Origin of the sequence: Yersinia enterocolitica, from assembly GCA_002082245.2 — a bacterium.
GTDB lineage: Bacteria > Pseudomonadota > Gammaproteobacteria > Enterobacterales > Enterobacteriaceae > Yersinia > Yersinia enterocolitica_E.
Genome location: NBTC02000001.1, coordinates 121,242 through 144,925, shown reverse-complemented (window position 1 = coordinate 144,925; position 23,684 = coordinate 121,242). Strand labels below are relative to the sequence as shown.

Genomic DNA, 23,684 nt, shown 5'->3' with positions numbered 1-23,684 from the left:
TCACACCCACCGCGCCGTCAACAGCCCCCAAAGCGCCGCTATCGGATAGCCCCCCACGGTCAATAAACACCATATATAGTAAATATATGACATGGATAGACACTGTATATAGATGCTGCGCAAAAAATAACCCGTCACGGAGGTAAGATCCGCTTCTGCCACTTATCGGATCTTCCCGTCCGGGAAATAACAACGTGGTCAAAAATTATCAATTTAGCACCACATTAAAATATAAATAAAATATATTGCCATGTGCATTACGAATGCATATTATGAATGCATTGTTATTTATAACATCATAAATTCGTCAGGGGATGCAGAATTGAGCAGTAGAAATGAAAATGAGGAAAAAGGCGTCACAAGGACGCTAACTGTACGAAATGTGCCGATTGACATCGATATAGAGCTTACCGAGCAAGCGAAAACCGCAGGAAAGTCAAAAAGCGATTTTGTCAGGGAATTTCTGACCGCCTCTTTTGGCGATTTGATCCGCAACTTTATGCAGAGCAGCGGCCTGGTTGCGCTGATGGACAGAGACCTGGCGCACATGATGAACGCCGGACTTGCCGACTACTGGTTTGACGGCGCACAGACGCTGGCAGAAAACCGTGCATGGTGCCGTCTGTTGTGCATCCGCAGTGAAGACGATCTGCAGCGGATCATGCGTGACGGCGTCCCACTCCTTGAAATACGCGCAAAGCAGCTCAGCGAGCTCACGCATATTTCTCACGGCACATCGCTGCTGTTCGCACTCTTCGCCGAGGTCGCTACACGCGAGTTACCGGTGATGCTTGCCGTTCACCGCGAACTGTTTTTTTTACAGAGGGTGGAGGACTTTCTGGATGCTATTGATGAAATTCGTGCAGCCAGGCGTCTGCCGCCCGTGGAGCGAGGGGAGTGTTGACGTTCTGAAACGAGAAAAGCCACCCCGAGGGATGGCTTTTCCAAACAACTATTGTCGCGTGAGACCTCTGTAAGAGGCGGCTCCGCCTTGATGTGGCTTATTACGCCATAAACTGACCGACTCGTCAACTCAATTAAAGGCTGATGTCGTTGCATGGCATAAGGAAAGGACAATGCGTAATTATATCTCTACCGAGCGTCTAGATATCTACGAACAGCATCTCAAAATTGAAGCACATCAGGTACTGAACCGCCCCGGGGATCCTGGAGACTAAACTAGTCGTTAAAAGGAGACTCAAATGTCATCAAATCGTTATTCACCTGAATTACGCGAACGGGCAGTGAGATTGGTTTTGGATCACCGCGGCGAGTATTCGACGGAGCTTGACGCTGTCAGAGCGATTGCCCCGAAAATCGGTTGTCATGCTGACACTTTGCGCGCCTGGATGCGTCAGCATGAACAACATACCCCTTCACCAACAACGGCTCTAACAACCAATGAACGCCTGCGCCTAAAAGAGTTAGAGCGCGAGAACCGTGAACTGCGCCGCAGCAACGATATCTTGCGTCAGGCTTCAGCGTATTTTGCCCAGGCGGAGCTCGTATATGGACGCCTCCTTTTTGCCAAGTGATTTTTTTGTTTTGATGCAGAAGGTGAAGATCGCAGTCGTATATTCGGGCTGTTTGTGCGTTTATTTGACTATACGCTGCCCATAATGGAATCTGCTTGTTGGCTCCCAAACGACCGCTCAGTCTTAATTCAATAAATTCTGACTATCGAGCTCCACGGGTTTTGCCAACACCGGTCTGACCTGTCTACGCCATCACGTCAATAAATCACCTGTAGCAATCAGGAAAGGAACACATCAAATATTTTCTGTCAGCCCGGGAGTAACTGGTTGGTCAGTTGTTCCCGATAATTATTGTCGAAGCTACGCTCGTGGGCTATGACGGCCCAGGCAATGCGTGCATTTCGGTTTGCCATAGCCACTACGGCTACATTCATATGCTTTCTGGTCAGCCAACCCGTAATAGTTTTGTCCTGCTTGCTCGCATCGGGAGAACGGCATACTACAGATACAACTGCTCTGGCTCCATGAACAAACAGCTGGCGCAAATAACTGTTTCCGCGCTTGCTGGTCCCCAACAACACAGATTTCCCTCCTGTTGAATGCTGTCGGGGCACCAACCCCAACCAGGCGGCCAGTTGTCGCCCTGTTCTGAACTGAGTGGCCTTACCAACGTAGGCATCCAGTGCTGAAGCTGTGATTGGGCCAATACCTGGAATTGTTTGCAAGCGGCGTGCAATATCAGACTGGCGGGCATGCATTTCAATCTGATGAGTGACTTCGTTGATATGTTGTTCCAGTTGTCTGAGATGTTCCCATTGTTGACTAATGCAAGTAATGAGAAATGCGGGTGAAATTTTTCGGAGATCTTCAATCATAGCGGGGATCATACTGAATAGCGCCCTACGCCCTGTGGGTGCAGGTAATCCAAACTCGGTGAGTAATCCCCTGAACTGATTGATGGTTGCCGTTCTTTGGCCTATCAGCATTTCACGAACTCTGTGAAGACTCAGTACAGCTTGCTGCTCGACTGTTTTGACGGGAACAAAATTCATATCAGGACGCAGTGCAGCTTCGCAGATTGCCCGTGCGTCATTACGATCATTTTTGTTGGATTTGACAAATGGCTTGACGAACTGCGGAGATATCAGACGAGCCTCATGGCCCAGTGATGTACAAAGCCGTCCCCAGTAGTGGGCACTTGCACAAGCCTCCATTGCGACGATTACCGGTTCACTGCGGTATAAATACTCGGCAAGTTTCAGGCGTGACAGCTTAGTCACTTTCATCTGTTTACCTTTGTCATCAACTGCATGTAGATGAAATACGTTCTTAGCCAGGTCGATACCAATCAGGGTTATATTGCTCATAGCTATCTCCTTCATTTTACGGTTGCCGACTATGCTATATTCCTCCGTTATACGCTGAATCCTCGTTAAGGGGGAGGCGTCCATTCCATTGACCGCCACTGGAAGAAATAATGCCGTTTCTGGAAAATCTAAGCGATGAACATGGGATCGAGCCGATATGTCATGAACTGGACATAGCCCCGTCAACGTATTACTGGCATCAACAACGTCGGCAACATCCTGAGCATCGCAGTCACCGGGACAAGAGTGATGGTCAGCTTATGCCGGAAATACAGCGTGTTTTTGAAGAAAACTACCGTGTTTACGGGTACCGTAAAGTCTGGCAACAGTTAAAACGCGAAGGGTTCCACGTGGCCAGATGTACAGTGGTGCGCCTGATGAAAAAGCTGAAAATAAAGGGGGTAATACGTGGCATAGGTGTTAAGACGACGCGCAGCAACAAAGCCACTGAGACCCCACGCGATTTGGTAAACCGTCAATTCGTGGCGGAACGCCCGAACCAGCTGTGGGTAGCAGATTTTACCTACGTCAGCACCTGGCAGGGCTTCGCGTATGTGGCGTTCATTATCGATGTGTTTGCCGGGGTTATCGTAGGTTGGCGAACCTCATCAACGATGGAAACGACCTTCGTGCTGGATGCGCTGGAGCAGGCTCTATGGTTCAGACGGCCTTCGGGCACCATCCATCACAGTGATAAAGGTTCCCAGTATGTGTCGCTGGCGTACACGCAACGGCTGAAAGATGCTGAGTTGTTGGCGTCGACGGGCAGTACGGGTGATTCTTACGACAACGCGCTGGCTGAAAGCGTTAACGGTCTGTACAAGGCTGAAGTGATCCACCGAAAAAGTTGGAAAACGCGTCAGGATGTAGAGCTGGCGACGCTGGAATGGGTGGACTGGTTTAACAATCGCAGACTGTTGGAACGCCTGGGCCATATCCCGCCGATGGAAGCAGAAAAAGGCTACTATGCTTCACATGCTGGCAAAGATCTGGCCGCGTGAACAACGGGTTCAAAAACTCTCCAAGAAAACCGGGGCGGTTCACTATTTTTATCATCGTGCCGCATTGCTCACAGAAGATAAATACGCAACAGTACGTCCGGTAATGACAGATATCTTTAACAGCAACTATCGCTGTTATGGCTATCGCCGTTTGCATGCCATGCTCAGGCACGAAGGTATGAGACTATCAGAAAAGGTTGTGCGCAGACTGATGGTGGAAGAACAGCTTGTAGTCATCCGCTCCTGCCGGCGTCGCTATAGCTCGTACTGTGGGGAAATCGGTCCTGCTCCCGACAATCTTCTTGCCCGAGATTTTAAGGTTGCGCAGCCTAATCAAAAATGGCTAACAGATATCACGGAGTTCCAGTTACCGGCCGGTAAGGTCTGGCTATCGCCGGTGGTGGACTGCTTCGCCGGAAAAATAGTGAGCTGGTCGCTCGGTACACGTCCGGATGCGGATCTTGCCAATACGATGCTGGAAGGTGCAATCGACACGTTAAGTGGAGATGAACGTCCCGTGATCCACAGTGACAGAGGTGGTCATTACCGCTGGCACGGGTGGATGCCGCAGGTCTTATCCGCTCAATGTCGCGCAAGGGATACTCACCGGATAATGCGGCCTGTGAAGGGTTCTTCGGCCGACTGAAAATCGAAATGTTTTATGGTCGGGAGTGGTCCGGTGTGACGCAGGAAAACTTTATGCGGTATGTAGATGCTTATATCCGGTGGTATAACGAAAGGCGAATTAAACTGTCGTTGGGTGCAGTTAGCCCGGCAATGTACCGACAACAACTCGGTGTCTGATGATAAAACAGTCCAAGAAAACATCCGTACCCCCAAAGGGGTCACTAGCTGTAGCGACCTGCGTTTATAAATTCACAAACCTGCATTTACCCCTAATTCTCAGCCCACATTAGCTGCAACCAGCGTGGGTCCCAAACCCACAATACCTGCAAATGAACCTGCATTTATTTGCACCGACCTGCATTTCATTTTCTCCGACCCACATTAGCTGAAAATGAAAAAACGGAGCTACAGCCTCCATAACAGGAGGCTCCTGACGCTGAAAATAAAGGATTAAATAGGTAAACCCGCTGCCAGAATACGATCCCGCAGTTCGGCTGTACGCGTCGGGTCCAACTGGTGATTGAACAGCGCCCTGATTTCTGCCGGTTTGGCATCAAACTGCTCGACCATATCTTTCAGACGATAGCCATGACGCGTGAGTGTTGGCTCCAGGTCATCAAGTTTACGTGACAGTATGCTGTCAACAAGCTCGGCAGTGATGGGGCGTTCTCCGGTAAGATAGCCCGCTTCAAGGGCCAGGGTAATATGTTGTTGTACCTGCAATGGCGTGCGTAGTTTTGTCGCCAGAAGGTCGATGGCTTCTTCCGTCAGAATGGGCGTGTCACCCTCCTCCTGTGCTGAACAGACCGTAAGCAGCCACTGAATATATTCCCGCTGACTGCCGGCAATGCCGTCAAGGGTAAAAATTTCTGTGCGGTAACCGATTTCCTCCATTGTTGGCCTGCGCAGATCGTTGCGCAGTTTCGGATGACCAGCCAGAATCACTGATAACCTGCCACCGCCGTCTTCCACCACCTCCATCAGACGCTTCAGCCCGATAAGCGTATGGCCGTTGAGGTCATGGGCTTCATCCACAAATAACGCAACCGGTCTTTTTCCTTTTTTCACCAGTTCCTGTAATTCACGCTCACGCCGCTCGCCTTGTTTCGGGATCTGGACCGCCTTATCCTGCACCAGATCGTAAAACAATGCAGAAATCAGCGTGGCCAGTTTGATGCTGCTTTTCTCCACCGACAGCGATTTGGCAACGGTGACGCGGTTTTCTTCCCGTAAAATTTGCTGAAGTCGTCGTAGCGTCACTGTTTTCCCGCAACCGACAACACCACAAAGGGCAATCAGTCGTCCTTCCAGAACGGCTGCCCTGATATCTTTCGTCAGCTGTTTATGGGTTTCAGTCTCGTAGTATCCGGCCTGAGCCAGTGGATTTGTCAGACCGTAATATTGCATGACCTCAACTCGCATGATCGCCTTCCTTTTTTTGTTTACGAAAATACTCCCGTACGCGGTCCAGCACTATCCGACGTATGAGCGTTTCCCCCAGTAACTGGTCGATAAACTGCCTGTCCGCCAGTTGCAGCTTTGCCAGGGGTGTGGCCAGTTCTCCGGCAATCGCCAGTTTGGCCGCAATGATGCTGACATAGCTGTCTTCAACCGCCGCCGGAAATGACTGTCTGGGGATATCGTGAGGGACGGGTTGAGAAATTAATGCGATATTCTCGCCCGTCAGCGCAGCGATGGGCAGACTGAGCTGTTGTGCCAGGTTCCTGATCCGCTCAGCCTTCTGGCTGATAGCCCCTTTTCTGAAGGCGCGGTATCGGTTCAGGGGGATCGGGCCGGATATCGGGTAATATGGGCCAGTTCGTTCGCCTTCAAAGTCAACATGCAGTTCGTTATCAAACAACCCCCACAGCAACAGCACGCTCTCCCCCGCCAGATCAGGATCGACTTCATAAGCCGTTCCCTCCACCGTTATTCTGGCATCAATGCCCACCTTGCGGCGCTCAGGCTCCCGGGCAAAGCGGCAGAAATGCTCCCAGCTGCACATTTCACGGATCCCCTCCGGAGGGAGGCGGGTCAGCCAGTCTTCCAGACGTGAATGCGGCTGTGAACGGTGTGGCTGGTCATTGTAGTGAAGCAGATAGCGCAACAGCCACTCATTGGCCTGCTGTTCGGTTTCCGGTTTGTGGAAATGGTACAACGTTTCGTGTGCTTCTTTGACGGTTCGAAAAGGACGCTCCACCTTACCTTTCGAGCGAGCCGTCACCCGTTCACCATCTTTCCCTGCGGGCAGATGAGTCAACCAGTCCACGCCCAGCGATAGCATGACGTCCTGGAAAACCCGGCTTTTGGCCACCGGGCCGTTGTCGAGGTAAAGCATTTTAGGCCTTCCCTGTAGCGGGAGCCCGGGATCAGGTTTAGGTGCCATTGCGGCATAGAGAAAGCGCAGAGCCGACCCGGCATCCTCACCATAGACACAGTGGTACTCCTGGTAGGCGACGCCACTGCGGTCATCAACAACGCTGAACAGCATCAGGGTGGGTTCGCCCTTTTCTGGATCGATCCATTCTGGTACATCAATGTGCTTCAGATCGGACGGCGACATATCAAACTGCCAGCAGTCATTGCTGTATTCAGCCTGGAAGCGGACGGCCGGTGGTGGGCGATGTAACCGGGGTTGATCCAGATGCCAGCCGGAGAGGTAGCGATTAACAGTACTGCGGGTTAAAACCCCTTTAGGTGCCAGGGCTTACGCATTAAACTTGTCGTTAATTAAACCAATTTTTTATGGGTGGTTATTAAATAATAATGCCTCCATATAGCTATTATCCCATCCTGCACTTTTACGACGTGCACGAAGACTTATCTTGCTGCTTTTATCCCGTTTCACGATATTCAGCGCCATCTTACGCAACTGCGCAAACATTCGCGTCGACACCTGCTCGCGTATGCGTGAATCATCTTCTCTGAACGTCACATCCAGTACCCAGTGCAGGCTATTTTCAATCGCCCAATGTTTTCTCACTGCCGCTATTTGTATTTCAGGCGCATCAGCACAACTGCTTAAATAATAACGTAAATCAGACGTTACCCCTTTGACATATTGAACACTGCGGATAGTTTCTACCATCACAACATTCTGCACTCCGGGCCAGTCGTGTAAGTCACTCAATCTGTCTGTAACAGGAATAACCCAGCCACGACGCCGTACCGTACGCCCATGGCGGTCATCGAAAGCGTCATAGGTGGGTTTAATTGAAGAGGGATAGCTCAGGCACTCTGTGTGGCAGAATGCCACCACTGCCTTATGCTTTTTGCTCTGGTTACCTTTAAGGGCCAATATATAATCTGCCTGCTGGTCGAGGATGTTTTGTGCTATGCCCCGCTGGCATCCCATTGCATCCAGAGTGACGATATTGCCTTTCAATGACAATCGGCTCAAAAGTTCAGGAATTGCCGTGATTTCATTAGACTTTCCATCCACAGCCAACTGCCCGAGGCTGATACCCTGTTCGGTAGCAAAAGCGCTGACAATATGTAAAGGGCCTTGTTTTATTGCTTTATTAAATGACCGCCGCACGGTTTTTCCATCAATCGCGATAACTTCCCGGTCCAGAGCCAAAAAGAATCCACGGACCCATTCATAGAAGCATTGTTCGAAGGTTTCCGGGTCAAGAAGGGTGAACACGCGGCGAAAAGTATCATGGGAAGGAATACCGGCCTCTAATCTGAGAAACGTCCGTAGCCAGTCGTCTTTGGACCGTCCATAGCTGGCGATATCCGTCCAGGAGTCTGCCCCGGCGATAACGGCACTGACAGCGATGATTAACACATCGATAAATCGATGCTGTATTCGCCCCTGACGCCGGGGATCAGGGAAATCGGCAAATGACTGAATTAGTCCTTTCATCAAAATACTCTCAACTAAATTTAGCAATTTATATTCTGAGTATACTGATTTAACACAAGTTCATTTTAATGCGTAAGCCCTGGGGTGAAACCCAGTATATCGATGCACTGACCGATGAAAAGAAAGTCACCAGCCTGTGGTTGCGTAACGAGGGTGGCCATAACCGGTCACGTGATTCCCAGGACCAACTGGGGACGCAATCTAACCGTTATGTCCTGCAACTGGGTGGCGACATTGCGCAGTGGAGTCATAACGAGATAGACCGTTTTCATCTGGGGATAATGGCCGGTTACGGTAACAGCAAAAGTAAAACCGAATCTCGCTTATCAGGTTACAGTGCCCGTGCGTCTGTAGACGGGTACAGTACCGGCGTGTATGGGACTTGGTATGCGAATGATGCCGATAAGTCGGGTTGGTATGTGGACAGCTGGGCGCAATACAGCTGGTTTAATAACACCGTTAACGGTCAGGATTTAGTGACAGAAGAGTACAAATCCCAAGGGGTGACAGCCTCTGTAGAAAGTGGCTACACCTTTAAAATCGGTGAAAATACGGCTAAAAATGCCCAGTACTTTATCCAACCAAAAGCACAGGTGGCTTGGATGGGGGTGAAAGCTGATGACCATACTGAAGCCAATGGCACGAATATTTCTGGCGACGGTGAGGGAAATATCCAGACCCGCCTGGGCGTGAAAGCCTTTATGAGCGGTTATGCTGAGCAAGATAAAGGTAAAGACCGTGAATTCCAGCCGTTTATTGAAGCCAACTGGATACATAACACCCGGGATTTCGGCACCAATATGGACGGTATCACCGTGAAACAAGAAGGCGCAGCCAATATTGCCGAGTTGAAGATGGGTATCGAAGGTCAGATTAATAAACAAGTCAATCTGTGGGGCAAATTGGCAACAAAGGCTACAGCGATACTGCGGCGATGTTAGGGGTTAAATACAACTTTTAGAACGAGTCATCTATATCAATAGATTTCACTGACGATGTGAGCGGGGCTGCAGTGCAGCTACGCCACTTTTCGTACAGGCTCTCATGGATCGCTGAGCAATAGCACATTCTGTCCAACTGCGAATGGCAGCACATTGCCCGATAAATTCTTTGGTTGTGTCACCAATATAATACCCATGCTGAAATGGGCCCAAAAACTCGATATCGAAATAGGTCTGCATACCTACGTTAGCCAGCTCAATCCCCCGCACATTCATCTGCCCGTTACTCGTAAAACACGGGGCTGGCGGCGGGGTTACCTATTTAATTTTTACCGATTTTCCTCTGCCAATGTTGCCTACAACTGCAGATGAGTTTTTTGATTTGCAGCTAATGTGGATTGGCAAAAATGGAATGCAGGTTGGTTCGGATAAATGCAGGCTCATTTGCAGCTATTGTGGGTTTGGTGCTTCTGTTGGTTGCAACTAATGTGGGTTGAAAAAGTGCGATAAATGCAGGTTCGACCATTTATAAACGCAGGTCGCTACATGTAACAGTGCCTTATTTGCCACGAACCTGTCCAAAACCCGTACGACCCTTTGTGCCGGAATATTCAGATCAATTTCAATGGCTAGAGCTTCTTGGTTAAAGTCATCCACAACATTGAACGTCCTAGATCATGCCAGCGTATCATGCATAAAATCGATTGACGCGTTCTGATTCAACTGCCCAGGCGTCGCCAGTGGTACCGGATTTCGTACCGGCAGACGTCGTTTTCCCTTACGACGAAAATTTAATTTCAGTAGACAATAAATCCGGTGAACGCACTGATGATTCCAGCGATGACCCTGCCTGCGCAGCACCTGAAATAGCTTCTTAAAGCCGTATTGCAGATAACGCTCAGCGACTATTTCCCCACACTGGGAACACAATGGTCTAAAATCACCGAATATTCTCAACTTATTTCCGTAGTTAACTTCATGTTTTTTTTAATTTATGATTGAATGAGTAAGGTAAGTATAAGACTGTATATCAGGTAATAACCTGATTGTATTTTTTATGTTTTAAACCAATTATATCAGCATGCATGGTTTTTTATTTTATGATATCCCCATTAATATATATAAATGAGCAATGCATGTAAGCTAATTGTTAGTAATTTATGGCGAAAATATTAATTTATGAAAAAATAGTCTGTGGTGGGGAGCAGTTTGATAATGATGTTTCAGGAGGTTGATATGACAATTAATGAGATTTCTTCTACCCCATTAAACTACATAAAATTAGCTCAGAATGAAGAATTGACTGTGTCACCACTTGATAAGGCGTCTGCCACCCTTCCTGTTGATAGCACTGTAATACAGTTTATGATGCAACAATTTATGAATGATATGTATTCTTCTGTAGAAGAGTGCCCTTACTCCGTGACTTATAAACCCGAATGGTGAGACCATAATGGAGGCGGAATATCTATCATCAAAGATGATTGACGGTATTTTGAAAAACGTTTCAATGATATCAACATCTTCAAGATTATATTTTATTACATTTAATATATGCACTTATAAATAAAAATTGCTGATTACACCGCTAAAGGTAGTATCAAATTTTTCCTTAATTTTATTAGAAAGTAAGGAAGTGCAAAAATAACGTTGCTTACTGTGTGGTGTTCATTCGCTTATCTTATAGCAAGGTTGATTATTTTATTTACTCCCGGTTCATGGGCCGGGAGTATAACGCCAATGCGCAGACGGCATGGCATGAGCTGAAAAAAATTCTACTGTAATCTCCTGTAGTTAAAAGGAGAATTACCGGAGCAAGATAAATGGTCAATATCCGTGAGTGGGAAAAACTCGCTAATAAAGAACTCAGTCGGCAAGGTAAAAATATTGACGATATCGTCAGTAGCACCCCTGAAGGGATTGCGATAAAACCGCTGTATACCGCCAGTGATTTGGATGGACTGGAAGTGACAGGGTCACTCCCTGGCATCGCACCTTACGTCAGGGGGCCACGGGCCACCATGTATGCTGCCCAGCCCTGGACCATTCGCCAATATGCCGGTTTTTCAACCGCCAAAGAGTCAAATACTTTTTATCGTCGAAACCTGGCCGCGGGACAAAAAGGGCTTTCTGTGGCCTTTGATCTGGCAACCCATCGTGGTTATGACTCGGATAATCCGCGCGTTTCCGGTGATGTAGGGAAAGCGGGTGTGGCGATTGATACAGTCGAAGATATGAAAGTCCTGTTCGACCAAATTCCGCTGGATAAAATGTCAGTCTCGATGACCATGAATGGCGCGGTATTGCCGATTATGGCGTTTTACATTGTTGCCGCTGAAGAGCAAGGTGTCGCTCCTGCGCTGCTCACCGGCACCATTCAGAATGATATTCTGAAAGAATATCTATGCCGCAATACCTATATTTACCCGCCCAAGCCCTCTATGCGCATTATTTCAGACATCATCGCCTGGAGTTCGCAACATATGCCGCGTTTTAACACCATCAGTATTAGTGGCTATCATATGGGAGAAGCGGGTGCGAACTGTGTGCAGCAAGTGGCCTTTACTATCGCGGATGGTATTGAATACATCAAAGCGGCTTTGAGTGCCGGTTTAAATATCGATGATTTTGCTCCGCGCCTCTCCTTCTTTTTTGGCATTGGCATGGACTTGTTTATGAACATTGCCATGTTGCGTGCCGCCCGTTATCTGTGGAGTGAGGCGGTAAGTCAGTTTGGGGCCACTGATCCCAAATCACTGGCCCTGCGCACTCACTGCCAAACCTCCGGCTGGAGCCTGACTGAGCAAGATCCCTACAATAATATTATCCGCACTACTATCGAAGCTCTCGGCGCAACCCTCGGCGGCACTCAATCGCTACATACCAATGCCTTTGACGAGGCCCTCGGCCTGCCAACTGATTTCTCGGCGCGCATTGCGCGAAATACACAGATTATCATTCAGGAAGAGTCTGCCATTTGCCGAACTGTTGACCCGTTGGCGGGCTCCTATTTTGTCGAGTCACTCACTGACCAAATGGTCAAGCAAGCCCGCACCATTATCCAACAGATTGATGATGTCGGCGGCATGGCCAAAGCCATTGAGGTAGGGCTACCCAAACGCATGATTGAAGAAGCATCGGCGGATCAGCAATCCCTTATTGATCAAGGCAAACGCGTGATTGTCGGGGTAAACAAATACAAATTAGCGACCGAAGCTGACACTGAGGTGCTGGAAATTGACAACGTTAAAGTGCGCGATGAACAAATTGCCCAACTAAAACGTATCCGCGCCGAGCGGGATAACCAGGCCGTACAGCAGGCATTGGAACAACTGCGCCATGCGGCTGGTCATCATGAAAACTTACTGGAAGCTGCGGTGCAGGCTGCCCGACTGCGGGCGACGCTCGGCGAAATTTCCGATGCAATGGAAGTGGAGTTTAACCGCTATCTGGTGCCAAGTGAATGTGTCACTGGTGTCATTGCGCGCAGTTATCATCAGAGTGAAAAAGACGCGCAGGAGTTCGACCAGATACTGGCGCAAACCCAATATTTTCTTGAGGAAAACGGACGCCGCCCCAGAATTCTGATTGCCAAAATGGGTCAGGATGGCCATGACCGCGGGGCCAAAGTGATTGCCAGTGCCTACTCTGATCTGGGTTTTGATGTTGATCTTAGCCCGATGTTTTGTACCCCGCAGGAAATCGCCCGGCTGGCGGTGGAAAATGATGTGCATGTTATCGGTGCCTCATCACTGGCGGCGGGCCATAAAACCTTGATTCCTGAGTTAGTTGATGTTTTACACCAATACGGGCGTGCGGATATCTGTGTGGTGGCGGGTGGTGTTATCCCGCCACAAGACTATGCCTTCTTGCGCGAGCGCGGTGTGGCCGCTATCTATGGGCCGGGAACGCCGATGCTAGCCAGTGTGCGTGATGTTTTGCAATTGATCAGTAATCAGCATGATTAATGCAGGCAACCTGGACGATTACTTCCACCGCTTGCGTCAGGGCGAACGAACGGTTCTGGCGCAGGCCATGACCCTGGTGGAAAGCCAGCTTCCTCGTCATCAAGAGCTTAGCGCTCGCTTGATCGACAGTATTATGCCCTATACCGGTCAGGCTAAACGGCTGGGAATAACGGGTACGCCCGGCGCAGGCAAAAGCACCTTTCTGGAAGCGTTGGGGGAGGAGCTATTGGCGCAGGGGCATAAGGTGGCGGTGATTGCCATAGATCCTAGTAGCCCCATCAGCGGTGGCAGCATTTTGGGGGATAAAACCCGCATGCTGAATTTGTCGCGCGCTGAGCAGGCGTTTATCCGTCCGGTCCCCTCGGGGGGATACCTTGGTGGTATTAGCCAATGTACCCGTGAACTGATTTTACTGTGTGAAGCGGCCGGTTATGACGTGGTTATCGTTGAAACCGTCGGTGTGGGGCAATCCGAAACCGAAGTGGCGCAGATGGTGGACTGTTTTCTCTCGTTGCAGATTGCCGGTGCCGGCGATGACCTGCAAGGTATCAAAAAAGGCATCATGGAGATGGCTGATCTTATTGTTATCAACAAAGATGACGGCGATAACCATGCCAATGTCGACATTGCCCGACATATGTACCACAGCGCCCTGCATATCATTCGGCGTAAATATCCCGACTGGCAACCTTGCGTTCTCAGCTGTAGCGCCCTCGAGAAACGCGGTATTGGCGAAGTCTGGCAAACGCTACTGCGTTTTTGGTCAGTGATGAGCCACAGTGGGCAACTGGCCCGTTTACGTCAGCAGCAGAATATCGACTGGGTGCACCATCAGATTGAGAGTAATGCGTTAAGGCTAGTGCTCTCGCGGCAAGATCTGTGCCAGTACTATCAGCATATTGAGCAACTGTTGCACCAAAACCAACTCTCGCCACGGGCTGCGGTTAATAGTGTCACCGAGTTTATGACACAAAAAATTTTAAATTAAAGGGAACGATTATGTCTTATCAGTATGTGAACGTGCTGATTGCCAATCAGGTTGGCATTATTGAGTTTAACCACACGCGCAAACTCAATGCCTTAAGCAAGGTATTTATTGATGATTTATTGCAAGCGCTGCATGACCTCAATCACACTGATATCCGCTGCATTATTTTGCGTGCGCCAGAGGGTTCAAAAGTATTTTCCGCTGGACATGATATCCACGAACTGCCTACCGGGCGGCGTGATCCGCTTTCCTACGATGATCCGTTACGTCAAGTTACCCGCACGATACAAAAATATCCTAAGCCGATTATTTCAATGGTCGAGGGGAGTGTCTGGGGGGGCGCTTTCGAAATGATCATGAGTTCAGATATTATTGTTGCCTGCAATACGTCCACCTTTTCAATGACACCGGTGAATTTAGGGGTACCTTACAATTTGGTGGGTATCCACAATCTGATCCGCGATGCCGGTTTCCACATTGTCAAAGAGTTGATTTTTACAGCAAACCCGATTACAGCTGAGCGTGCACTGGCGGTTGGCATCCTTAACCATGTGGTTGCTCCTGATGAACTGGAGGAGTTCACACTGAGACTAGCCCATACTATTGCCGAAAAAGCCCCGCTGGCCATTGCCGTTATCAAAGAAGAAATTCGCGTATTAGGTGAAGCTCACACCATGAATTCTGATGAGTTTGAGCGTATCCAGGGCATGCGGCGCGCGGTCTATGACAGTGAGGACTATTGTGAAGGTATAAACGCTTTCATGGAGAAACGTAAACCCAATTTTCTCGGGCATTAGCCGCTCTCAATCGAAGGATTTCTCTATGAAAGGGTTATTTAGTCTAATGAACGCGGATGAAGCCGCCGAATATATTGAGCATAGGAATATGGTGGTCTTCAGTGGCTTCACCCCCGCAGGGGCACCGAAGGCGCTACCTGCGGCCATCGCCAGGCGAGCCATCGCGCATCATCAGCAACAAAAAGAATTTCAAATTCGCTTACTGACCGGGGCCTCCATCAGTGCTATAGCGGATGATGAATTGGCCAGTGCCGATGCCCTTTCATGGCGTGCACCTTATCAAACCGCCCCGGTGTTGCGTGAAAAAATCAATCAGGGGACAGTCAGTTTCGTTGATTTGCATCTGAGTGAAGTCGCTCAGATGGTCAACTATGGTTTCTTTGGTGACATCGATGTTGCGGTGATTGAGGCCTCAGCAATTACTGCAGATGGCAAAGTTTACCTCACCAGCGGCATTGGTAATGCGCCGACTTTTTTGCATAAAGCCAAGAAAATCATCATTGAGCTCAATCATTATCACAGCCCACGGGTGGCTGAACTGGCCGATATCATTACACTGGATGCCCCACCCCGGCGCAGTGCCTTACCAATATATCATTCGCTGGCTAAAGTGGGTCAACCCTATGTGCAGGTCGATCCGCGCAAGATCATTGCGGTGGTAGAAACTGAGTTACCGGATGCAGGTAACAGCCTTGACCGTGAAAATCCCTTGTGTGAGCAAATCGCGGATAACGTGGTCAACTTTCTGCTCAGTGAACTCAAATTGGGTCGTATTCCGCCGGAATTTCTGCCGCTACAAAGTGGCGTTGGTAACATCAATAATGCGGTAATGAAGCGCCTGGGAGCAAACCCTCGCATTCCTCCGTTTATGATGTATTCAGAGGTGTTGCAGGACGCGATTGTCCCGCTATTAGAAGAGGAAAAAATTCTGGGGGTCAGCGCCTCGGGTTTGACGGTGTCGCCTGCATCCTTAAAAAGAATCTATGACAATATGGATTTCTTCACCAACCGCATTGTCCTGCGACCGCAAGAGATCTCAAACCACCCGGAAATCATTCGGCGCTTAGGGGTGATTGCCCTGAATGTGGGGCTGGAGTTTGATATTTATGGCCATGCCAACTCGACGCACGTTTGCGGTACCGAGCTGGTTAACGGCATTGGTGGCAGCGCCGATTTTGAACGCAATGCTTATCTATCCATTTTTATGGCCCCGTCTATTGTCAAAGGGGGCAAAGTCTCCACGATTGTGCCGATGTGTACCCATGTTGATCACAGTGAGCACAGCGTAAAAGTTATCGTGACTGAACAGGGTGTGGCTGATTTACGCGGGCTATCGCCGATGCAGCGCGCCAGCGCAATTATTAATAATTGCGCGCATCCGATGTATCGTGATTACTTGCATTATTATCTGGCAAAATCCCGAGGCGGGCATTTGCACCATAACCTGGCGCTGGCATTTAAGCTGCATCAAAACTTGTTCGAATTTGGCACAATGCTGGCGCCTTAATCGTCATGACTATCAGCAGAATAGGCGCGATAAATAAAAATACCCAGGGCGATGAACCCTCCTCTCATTGTCAGGCTTAAGAGCAATCTGTATGGATAGTGCGAAAAAAATGCCTCAAGCCACCCTGGCGCCTATCTGGCAAGATAGGCTGTTTCAGGTAACCAAGAAAATAGCTGTGCTGCGCAATATCACTGAGTTAGTCAACGAACTCAGGAAACTCTCCTTTTCTGTGGTGCACTTTCAGCGCGTCAATTTATTACTACTCAATCCGCTTTATAATCAAATTACACTCTACACCTATGACGATGTCACTGATGCTGTGATCAGGTTGCAAAATATTCATTTGGCTGACGGCCCCGGCGGTTTAGCCTGGCAGCAAAAGTGTGCTGTACAAACTGACCGCAGTCGCATGCTGCGTGAATTTGCTGCCGTCAGTGATTTAATGCCTTATCGCGGATTACAGTCTGGTTGTCATTTTTCTTTGGGCCACGATGAGTGTTGGTCAGGTTGTCTTGAGTTTATTAAAACCGATGACAGTGAATTTGATGAGCAGGCGATAATATTTTTAACCATGCTGGCGCAGGCGGTTGCCATCGCGGTAGAGAATATGACTGAAATAAACAGGATATCTGCTGAGTGTGAACAACTGCGCTTAGAACGGGATCACCATCGGATATTAGTGGATGTCACTAATACGGTTATTTCTAAACTGAAGCTGGACGTTTTAGCAGAACAAGTTTCGAAAGAAATACACCGTTTTTTCCACATTGACTACATCAGCTTAGCCATATGTGGTACTCATGTGGATAAACATAAGCTAAATGTCTTTTCTAGCCACTATCAGGCTGGAAAGCCAGTGCAGCATCAGCAGGTATGGATGGACATGACCGGTACCTTGGCTCAGCAGGTTTTACACAGCAAAACGTTATTACGGGTGGATCTGGTCGATATTCCCTTGCTGGCTGCGGATGATAAACAACTGGCCAATATCGTGGATGATGGTTTGCAGGCGGTTTACTTGTTGCCGTTAATTTCTGGACATAAAATACTGGGCGTATTAACACTGGCACAGTGTCAGGGTGATATTTTTACTGACAGCCAGCTAAAGCTACTGGAGCAAATAGCAGCCCGAATTTCTATCGCGGTTGATAATGCACTCGCTTATATCGAAATCACTCGCCTGAAAAATTCACTGGTTAATGAAAATCTCTATCTGACCGATCTGATCACACATCATCAAGAGTTTGATGAAATCATTGGTCACAGCCCGGCAATTAACGCCGTACTGGAACAGGTTAAAATGGTGGCATCCAGTGATTGCACCGTTTTAATTCTCGGCGAAACTGGCACTGGCAAAGAGGTGATTGCACGCGCTATTCATCGCTTGAGTCACCGCAAGAATAAATCCATGGTGAAGATGAGCTGCGCTGCTATACCCGCGGGTTTATTGGAAAGTGATCTCTTTGGTCATGAAAAAGGCGCTTATACGGGAGCATCGTCACAGCGTATTGGCCGTTTTGAAATGGCTGATGGAGGCACATTATTCCTTGATGAGGTAGGAGACATTCCCCTTGAGTTGCAACCTAAATTATTACGGGTATTACAAGAACGGGAGATTGAGCGCCTCGGTGGCAGTAAAATTATCCCGGTTGATGTGCGGCTGATTGCAGCTACCAACCGGGATTTAAAATCAATGATGGCCAGTCGCGAATACCGCAGCGACCTCTATTATCGGCTGAATGTTTTTCCGATTATGATCCCGCCCTTGCGTGAACGGCCTGACGATATTCCCTTATTGGCCAAATTTTTTACACAAAAAATTGCCAAACGGATGAACCGCACCATTGATACTATCCCGGGTGAAACCTTGCGTTTACTCAGTCGATTACCTTGGCCGGGAAATATTCGTGAGTTGCAAAATGTAATTGAACGGGCAGTGATCCTCAGTAGCGGCACTACGTTGAATTTACAGTTGCAAGAACTGGAATATCATTTATCGCCATTAGAAGCAGCCAAACCGGTAGTCAAGTCGGCTATGTCTAAAACCTTATTCGCTGAAAGTGAAAAACCTGAGTATTCAGAATCAGAGCGGGCGCGGATTATTCGAGTATTACGAGAAACCAATGGTGTAGTCGCCGGCCCGAAAGGGGCAGCTATTAAGCTGGGACTAAAACGTACCACATTACTATCCCGGATGGGGCGATTAGGCATATCGGTAAAAAGCATTGAGGATGAATCATCTGTGTATTGAGTTACTTAAAGTAGTCTCACCTCTTGATAAGAATGTTTGTGCTGGCATTTAACAGAGGAGATCCGACCCCAAAAGCCTGTCGGAATCCACGACGGCCATATGCAGGACAAATAGTTCTCAAAAAGTAGTTACCCCCCCGACGATGCCGACATTCTTCCTTCGCGAATATCCCATCCTATATGCGACGATTGTGTAATACACCTTCATCGGTTCCTTACCTTACACCAGTACTTTAGCGCGTAATCCAGATAAAAGACCATCAGCGAATCCCATCTGAGCAGCGGTGACTGACTAAAATAAAGTCCAATGTATGGCATCTAAACCGTAATAGTACGGTGAACTCACATTGACGTAAGAGGTTGGTTCTGCATGACACAGAATTGGTTAATCCGTGAAGGTATTTTCGGGGAAGGGTAACAGTTCGTGCAGGTGCTCTTCCGGCCATTCCGGTAAACGCGTCAGCACCGATTTCAACCACGCGTACGGCTCAAGACCGTTCAGCCGTGCGGTCTCCAGCAAGCTCATGATGTTTGCTGCACGTTGACCCGCCGCCAATGACCCGGCAAACAGCCCGTTCGAACGCCCCATCACCACCGGACGAATGGCCCTCTCACATCGGTTGTTGTCCAGCGGTAATTCGCCATCTTCCACGAACCGGCAAAGTGCAATTTTGTGATTCAGCGCATACTTAATAGCCTTGCGTAACGCCGAACCCGGCGCACAGGCTTTAACCTGGCACGCCAGTCAGACCCACAATACCTCCAGTCTGGGTTTCGAGTACCGTTGTCGCCACTGCCGAATTTTATCGACCGGTCGGTGTCGGATACTCTTTTCCAACTTATAAAGCTGGCGTAATACTGTAATACGTAAGCGTAAGCGTAAAGGCAGCGCAGTATTGACGATTAATTAGAGGTGAGATCCACATTCCATGGCAGAAGTTCGGCCACTTTATTACAAGACCACTCCGGCAGTACACTCAAGACATGACGCAGATAAGCCTCCGGGTCTATTCCATTGAGTTTGCACGTTCCTATCAGACCGTACAGCAGGGTGCCGTGCTCACCACTATGATCGCTACCGAAGAAGATGTAGTTCTTTTGATGCCCGAACCAAATTTCAGGCAGATCTTCCCTATGCCGCCTGCCGCAACCATCGCTCTGTTTTGAACTCCTGCCTGCGTCGTGCCAACAACTCTTCTGCCCAGATACCGGCTTCCGCACTGTTAAAAACCATCCGACTACCACACAACACGCACTGGTAAGGATCCACATTGGTAAATTGTTTCATCAGTGACGCAAAGCCCGGTTTCTGCGGTTTTTTCTTCATTTCAATCCCCAAGGCAGCATAGACCTTAGGCAATAACTCACCCCGTTTGCGGTTGGCCAGAAAACCGTAATACCTGACCATCTTAAAATGGCGTGACGGGATATGGCTGATATAGCGCCTCAAGAAACTGACACCATTCCCGGTAATCCCGAATGTGTTGATAGCCAGCGGCAGGTAAATCGAGCCTGGCGTAGCTTTTCCGCAACAGGGTGATGACGACCTGACGCCAATAGGGTTCTGTCGCATTAAGGCGTCGTCAGGTAACATGCTGTTTTTTTACGATGTTGCCTGCCCATGTCTCTCATCCGAAAAGCCTTCCGTCGCCTGCATTACCCCACTGATGTTATCGCTCAGTGTGTTCGCTGGTATCTCGCTTATGCCCTGAGCCTGCGTAACCTCGAAGAGATGATGGCAGAGCGCGGTATTCTTGTTGACCACTCCACTCTGCATCGTTGGGTTATCCGCTTGGTACCGTTGTTAGATAAGGTTTTTCGCCGACACAAGCACACAGTAGGTCGGCGGTGGCGCATGGATGAAACCTACATCAAAATCAAAGGCCAGTGGAAGTATCTGTATCGGGCGGTCGATACAGCAGGTCACACCATCGACTTTTTGCTGACCGCCAAACGGGACTCTGCAGCCGCATTACGCTTCTTTCGCAAGGCTATTCGCCATCACGGCGAACCCGAGGTTGTCACTATCGATAAAAGTGGGGCTAACACCGCAGCTTTGGCCACGCTCAACGCCGACAAACCCGATGAGGAAGCGATTACCGTCAGGCAAAGTAAGTACCTGAACAACCTGATTGAGCAAGATCACCGAAATATCAAACGTCGGAGTCGACCGATGCTGGGATTCAAATCGTTTCGGCGGGCACAAACGATCCTGGCCGGCATCGAACTGAGCAACATGATACGAAAAGGGCAATATCAACATCCGCAAAGTGAGGGATTGTCACTCGCGGAACAATTCTATTTGCTGGCTGCCTAAATAACCGACAACGCAACTTTGGCCAACTTCATGTCACTAATGCGACAAAGCCGGTTAAAGCTTGTGCGCCGGGTTCGGCGTTATATAAAGCTATCCAATATGCGCTGAATCACAAAATCGCACTTTGCCGGTTCGTGGATGATGGCGAATTACCGCTGGACAACAACCGGTGTGAGCGCGCCATCAGGCCAGTGGTGATGGGGCGGTCGAACGGGCTGTTTGCGGGGTCATTGGCGGCGGGTCAACGCGCAGCCAACATCATGAGTCTGCTGGAAACCGCGCGGCTGAACGGTCTTGAGCCGTACGCGTGGTTGAAATCGGTGCTGACGCGTTTACCGGAATGGCCGGAAGAGCGCCTGCACGAACTGTTACCCTTCGCAGAAAACACCTTCACCGACTAACCGGTTCTGTGCCATGCAGAACCAACCTCTTACGTCAATGTGAGTTCACCGTAGTATTACGTATTACGTATTACGTATTACCTTACGTCAATGTGAGTTCACCGTACTATTACGGAATATGATATCGAGGAAATCGTATTTCACGTTGATATTGCGACGAGGGTCATCCAGCGTTGAAAAGTGGTCAATGAAACACATTGGCATTATCTCTCTGATTATTAAGATAACGGTATGATCCCACGGGGGGCATTTAGTTCATTAAAAACTGCGATCTTGCCCTGACCGTACTATTACAATATAGCAGCATGCTACCCAGACGAAAATCAATTGGAATGTAAGTTCACCGTACTATTACAAAGCGGTGCCTTTGTGCTACGATGCGTTGAGCGTATCCTGAACGTATTGTCAAGCGCGCGAAAACCGCCTGAATGACGGTGGGTAAGGGAAATTATCCCCTGTCCCAGTCTCTGCCCCCACGCCCATCACTCTACTTTCCCCTCCTTTAGCTTCATTGTTATGGGGGGCATTCAACGCCAAAATGGGCGGCTATAATCCCGTTTGATATCATCTCGATTCAGCCCGATATCCTTTAATTGGTCTGTATTCAAATTTTCCAGAGCATTGGCGGTTCTACGCTGTGCATTCCAGTGATGCACATATTCATTTGCTTTCAACCATAATCGGCTCCAAATATTAGCGCGCGGATTGATGTCATCTACCGTTAACACACTATATTCCTCTTCTTTATTTTCTTTTTGTTCTCCTACCTTCAACGTTTTAATGATTTTTTTACCAACTGATAATTTTAGTTGTTTGTTATCAATACTATACTCCTCCTTAAATAACTTTTGTTTTCCATTGATGGTAAGGGATTTTAACCGTCTGAATAAAATCAAAGTGGTTAACTCAATGTTTTGTGGATTTTTATCAATTAATTCATTGTTCTTGCGTAGTACATCATAAATAAAGGACAAGGATTGATTTCTCTTCACTTCTCTGAATAAATCCTTAAACTTGTCGCTCCGCCCTACTTTGATTGCATCCTCTCTATTTTGGTCTAGAATTTTCATTACGTCTGAATTATTAATGGTGAAAATCTTTCGGCCAATCTTTAGTTTTATTCTCATCTTTATGTTCCTTATTATTTAACGTACACAGAGGGTATACATTAAGTCATGTGTGATTACTATCGGGTCAATATCTGGGTATTGTTACTGAAAATATCGTAATTAAAATAAGAGATTTCTACTCGGTCGCCATCAGAAAAAAGTCAGTACCGAGTCGCGTTGCTTTTTAAAATACCTCCTGGCTTATCAATGTCAGCGCTAACGAAATAGTTTCTGATACATTTAGTTTGCCGCAGTATCTTTTACTCTGGGTGAATACGCGCCCCCCAGCACACCTTACGAAATAGCTCAACGTTGGTTCTTGCCCCTATTTTTTTCATCGCAGAGTGTTTTTGACCACTGATGGTTTTTTCACTTTTATTTAGAATTTTAGCAATGTTACTGTTTGATATGCCGCGTTTAAAGTAATGAATAAATACAGATTCCTGTTTTGAAAGCTGTGTAATCAAAGTATGTTCGGACAGTGTTATTTTAGTTACATCTCTTTTTTTTGTTTTATTAACAATTATTTTCGCTAACTCATCCATTATTACTCTTTTAAAGACTGATATTGTCTCATCTAAAAACAGATAGGTGATATTATTTTCTTTTTTATCAGAGAATAACGCTTGATGAAAGCTATAATCTTTATGGGGAATAATGATAAACAGATCCGTGTAATTGACGCTTATCATTCCTGCGCTTAACTTAGTCAGGTTCTCTACCTGTGCGATATCAATAAATAGAATACTTCTATCATTATTATGGCGCCATTTGGTATCAAATCGGAACGCGGTTTTTAAACTCTCCAGAGAGTCTTTTATCACCTCAGAGAGGCCCCGGGTGAGATAACCATCATTACTAAGAATTGAAATAGAGAGAGGAAATGCAATATCGCTGATCTCAGTATGTAAAACAGAACCACCCGCAAATCTAATGACTGATGACTGATTATTTTTTTTCACTGTATTATTGCCCTAAGTAGAACAGCTAATTAGCCGTTATCAAAACATATTGTTGACATATCGATGACCTGTTGAGTGAATATGAGGTTTGGTTTCTGAGCCACTA

Annotated in this window: 16 protein-coding genes and 8 pseudogenes; 13 read left to right on the top strand and 11 right to left on the bottom strand. The window is 47.9% G+C overall.

From position 1 onward, the window contains the following. Nucleotides 1-322: 322 nt before the first annotated feature. On the top strand, nt 323-904 hold the full coding sequence (locus tag A6J66_000785) for a hypothetical protein (protein PNM27247.1): 582 nt from the start codon (nt 323-325) through the stop codon (nt 902-904). Between the two features lie 298 nt (nt 905-1,202). Beyond that, nucleotides 1,203-1,535: a hypothetical protein gene (locus A6J66_000780; protein ID PNM27246.1), complete on the top strand. Its 333-nt coding sequence runs from the start codon at nt 1,203-1,205 to the stop codon at nt 1,533-1,535. A 248-nt stretch (nt 1,536-1,783) separates the two neighbouring features. Here A6J66_000780 and A6J66_000775 read toward each other — a convergent pair whose 3' ends face one another. Then, nucleotides 1,784-2,842 (bottom strand): IS110 family transposase, encoded by a 1,059-nt coding sequence (locus A6J66_000775; protein ID PNM27245.1) that lies wholly within the window; start codon nt 2,840-2,842, stop codon nt 1,784-1,786. Between the two features lie 107 nt (nt 2,843-2,949). Here A6J66_000775 and A6J66_000770 point away from each other — a divergent pair. Then, nucleotides 2,950-3,843: pseudogene (locus A6J66_000770) on the top strand (IS3 family transposase). Nucleotides 3,844-3,886: 43 nt separating this feature from the next. Continuing rightward, nucleotides 3,887-4,647: pseudogene (locus tag A6J66_000765) on the top strand (IS3 family transposase). 273 nt (nt 4,648-4,920) lie between these two features. Here A6J66_000765 and A6J66_000760 read toward each other — a convergent pair. From A6J66_000760 to A6J66_000750, 3 genes and pseudogenes are all read right to left on the bottom strand, one after another. After that, on the bottom strand, nt 4,921-5,892 hold the full coding sequence (locus A6J66_000760; protein ID PNM27244.1) for an AAA family ATPase: 972 nt from the start codon (nt 5,890-5,892) through the stop codon (nt 4,921-4,923). Further along, nucleotides 5,882-7,171, bottom strand: a pseudogene (locus A6J66_000755) (IS481 family transposase). Before A6J66_000755 ends, A6J66_000760 begins: the two are co-directional and overlap by 11 nt. Nucleotides 7,172-7,213: 42 nt before the next feature. Next, nucleotides 7,214-8,338: an ISAs1 family transposase gene (locus A6J66_000750; GenBank protein PNM27243.1), complete on the bottom strand. Its 1,125-nt coding sequence runs from the start codon at nt 8,336-8,338 to the stop codon at nt 7,214-7,216. 68 nt (nt 8,339-8,406) lie between these two features. On the opposite strand from A6J66_000750, the pseudogene A6J66_000745 reads away from it, so the two are divergent. Next, nucleotides 8,407-9,299: pseudogene (locus A6J66_000745) on the top strand (hypothetical protein). A 25-nt stretch (nt 9,300-9,324) separates the two neighbouring features. Here A6J66_000745 and A6J66_000740 read toward each other — a convergent pair. Then, nucleotides 9,325-9,555 (bottom strand): hypothetical protein, encoded by a 231-nt coding sequence (locus tag A6J66_000740; protein ID PNM27242.1) that lies wholly within the window; start codon nt 9,553-9,555, stop codon nt 9,325-9,327. Between the two features lie 282 nt (nt 9,556-9,837). Beyond that, nucleotides 9,838-10,182 (bottom strand): annotated as a pseudogene (locus A6J66_000735) (IS3 family transposase). A 333-nt stretch (nt 10,183-10,515) separates the two neighbouring features. Between A6J66_000735 and A6J66_000730 the strand changes: the two are divergent. The 6 genes from A6J66_000730 (at nt 10,516) to A6J66_000705 (ending at nt 18,790) form a co-directional block, all read left to right on the top strand. Then, nucleotides 10,516-10,725, top strand: a complete 210-nt coding sequence (locus tag A6J66_000730) for a hypothetical protein (protein PNM27241.1) — start codon at nt 10,516-10,518, stop codon at nt 10,723-10,725. Nucleotides 10,726-11,102: 377 nt separating this feature from the next. Continuing rightward, a complete protein-coding gene (locus tag A6J66_000725) occupies nt 11,103-13,247 on the top strand; it encodes a methylmalonyl-CoA mutase (GenBank protein PNM27240.1) in 2,145 nt (714 codons plus the stop codon). Further along, on the top strand, nt 13,240-14,235 hold the full coding sequence (locus A6J66_000720) for a methylmalonyl Co-A mutase-associated GTPase MeaB (GenBank protein ID PNM27239.1): 996 nt from the start codon (nt 13,240-13,242) through the stop codon (nt 14,233-14,235). Before A6J66_000725 ends, A6J66_000720 begins: the two co-directional genes overlap by 8 nt. A gap of 11 nt (nt 14,236-14,246) precedes the next feature. Further along, nucleotides 14,247-15,032, top strand: a complete 786-nt coding sequence (locus A6J66_000715; GenBank protein ID PNM27238.1) for a methylmalonyl-CoA decarboxylase — start codon at nt 14,247-14,249, stop codon at nt 15,030-15,032. Between the two features lie 25 nt (nt 15,033-15,057). Continuing rightward, complete coding sequence (locus A6J66_000710; GenBank protein ID PNM27237.1) at nt 15,058-16,539, top strand: acetyl-CoA hydrolase; 1,482 nt, start codon at nt 15,058-15,060, stop codon at nt 16,537-16,539. Between the two features lie 91 nt (nt 16,540-16,630). Further along, entirely contained in the window at nt 16,631-18,790 is a 2,160-nt protein-coding gene (locus A6J66_000705) for a hydrogenase (GenBank protein PNM27236.1), read from the top strand. 384 nt (nt 18,791-19,174) lie between these two features. On the opposite strand, the pseudogene A6J66_000700 reads toward A6J66_000705, so the two are convergent. The 3 genes and pseudogenes from A6J66_000700 to A6J66_000690 all read right to left on the bottom strand — a co-directional run bounded on the left by A6J66_000700 (nt 19,175) and on the right by A6J66_000690 (nt 20,383). Next, a pseudogene (locus tag A6J66_000700) lies at nt 19,175-19,636 on the bottom strand (IS66 family transposase). Nucleotides 19,637-19,692: 56 nt separating this feature from the next. Further along, nucleotides 19,693-19,890: pseudogene (locus A6J66_000695) on the bottom strand (IS66 family transposase). A gap of 31 nt (nt 19,891-19,921) precedes the next feature. After that, nucleotides 19,922-20,383 carry a hypothetical protein gene (locus A6J66_000690; GenBank protein ID PNM27235.1) on the bottom strand — a complete coding sequence of 154 codons (462 nt, stop codon included), beginning with the start codon at nt 20,381-20,383 and terminating at the stop codon, nt 19,922-19,924. A 27-nt stretch (nt 20,384-20,410) separates the two neighbouring features. Here A6J66_000690 and A6J66_000685 point away from each other — a divergent pair, with 27 nt between their 5' ends. Then, nucleotides 20,411-21,106 (top strand): DDE domain-containing protein, encoded by a 696-nt coding sequence (locus A6J66_000685; GenBank protein PNM27234.1) that lies wholly within the window; start codon nt 20,411-20,413, stop codon nt 21,104-21,106. Nucleotides 21,107-21,186: 80 nt separating this feature from the next. After that, nucleotides 21,187-21,507, top strand: a pseudogene (locus tag A6J66_000680) (IS66 family transposase). Between the two features lie 527 nt (nt 21,508-22,034). Here the strand turns inward: A6J66_000680 and A6J66_000675 are convergent. Then, nucleotides 22,035-22,634: a DUF1127 domain-containing protein gene (locus A6J66_000675; GenBank protein PNM27233.1), complete on the bottom strand. Its 600-nt coding sequence runs from the start codon at nt 22,632-22,634 to the stop codon at nt 22,035-22,037. Between the two features lie 242 nt (nt 22,635-22,876). Beyond that, nucleotides 22,877-23,578, bottom strand: a complete 702-nt coding sequence (locus tag A6J66_000670; protein PNM27232.1) for a DNA-binding response regulator — start codon at nt 23,576-23,578, stop codon at nt 22,877-22,879. Between the last annotated feature and the right edge of the window lie 106 nt (nt 23,579-23,684).

Bases quoted from the DNA above. Each gene is read 5' to 3' on its own strand.
- A6J66_000710 (PNM27237.1), top strand. From the start codon at position 15,058: ATGAAAGGGTTATTTAGTCTAATGAACGCGGATGAAGCCGCCGAATAT.
- A6J66_000775 (PNM27245.1), bottom strand. From the start codon at position 2,842: ATGAGCAATATAACCCTGATTGGTATCGACCTGGCTAAGAACGTATTT.
- A6J66_000720 (PNM27239.1), top strand. From the start codon at position 13,240: ATGATTAATGCAGGCAACCTGGACGATTACTTCCACCGCTTGCGTCAG.
- A6J66_000715 (PNM27238.1), top strand. From the start codon at position 14,247: ATGTCTTATCAGTATGTGAACGTGCTGATTGCCAATCAGGTTGGCATT.
- A6J66_000740 (PNM27242.1), bottom strand. From the start codon at position 9,555: ATGAATGTGCGGGGGATTGAGCTGGCTAACGTAGGTATGCAGACCTAT.
- A6J66_000675 (PNM27233.1), bottom strand. From the start codon at position 22,634: ATGAGAATAAAACTAAAGATTGGCCGAAAGATTTTCACCATTAATAAT.
- A6J66_000760 (PNM27244.1), bottom strand. From the start codon at position 5,892: ATGCGAGTTGAGGTCATGCAATATTACGGTCTGACAAATCCACTGGCT.
- A6J66_000725 (PNM27240.1), top strand. From the start codon at position 11,103: ATGGTCAATATCCGTGAGTGGGAAAAACTCGCTAATAAAGAACTCAGT.
- A6J66_000780 (PNM27246.1), top strand. From the start codon at position 1,203: ATGTCATCAAATCGTTATTCACCTGAATTACGCGAACGGGCAGTGAGA.
- A6J66_000685 (PNM27234.1), top strand. From the start codon at position 20,411: ATGTCTCTCATCCGAAAAGCCTTCCGTCGCCTGCATTACCCCACTGAT.
- A6J66_000730 (PNM27241.1), top strand. From the start codon at position 10,516: ATGACAATTAATGAGATTTCTTCTACCCCATTAAACTACATAAAATTA.
- A6J66_000750 (PNM27243.1), bottom strand. From the start codon at position 8,338: ATGAAAGGACTAATTCAGTCATTTGCCGATTTCCCTGATCCCCGGCGT.
- A6J66_000690 (PNM27235.1), bottom strand. From the start codon at position 20,383: ATGTTACCTGACGACGCCTTAATGCGACAGAACCCTATTGGCGTCAGG.
- A6J66_000705 (PNM27236.1), top strand. From the start codon at position 16,631: ATGGATAGTGCGAAAAAAATGCCTCAAGCCACCCTGGCGCCTATCTGG.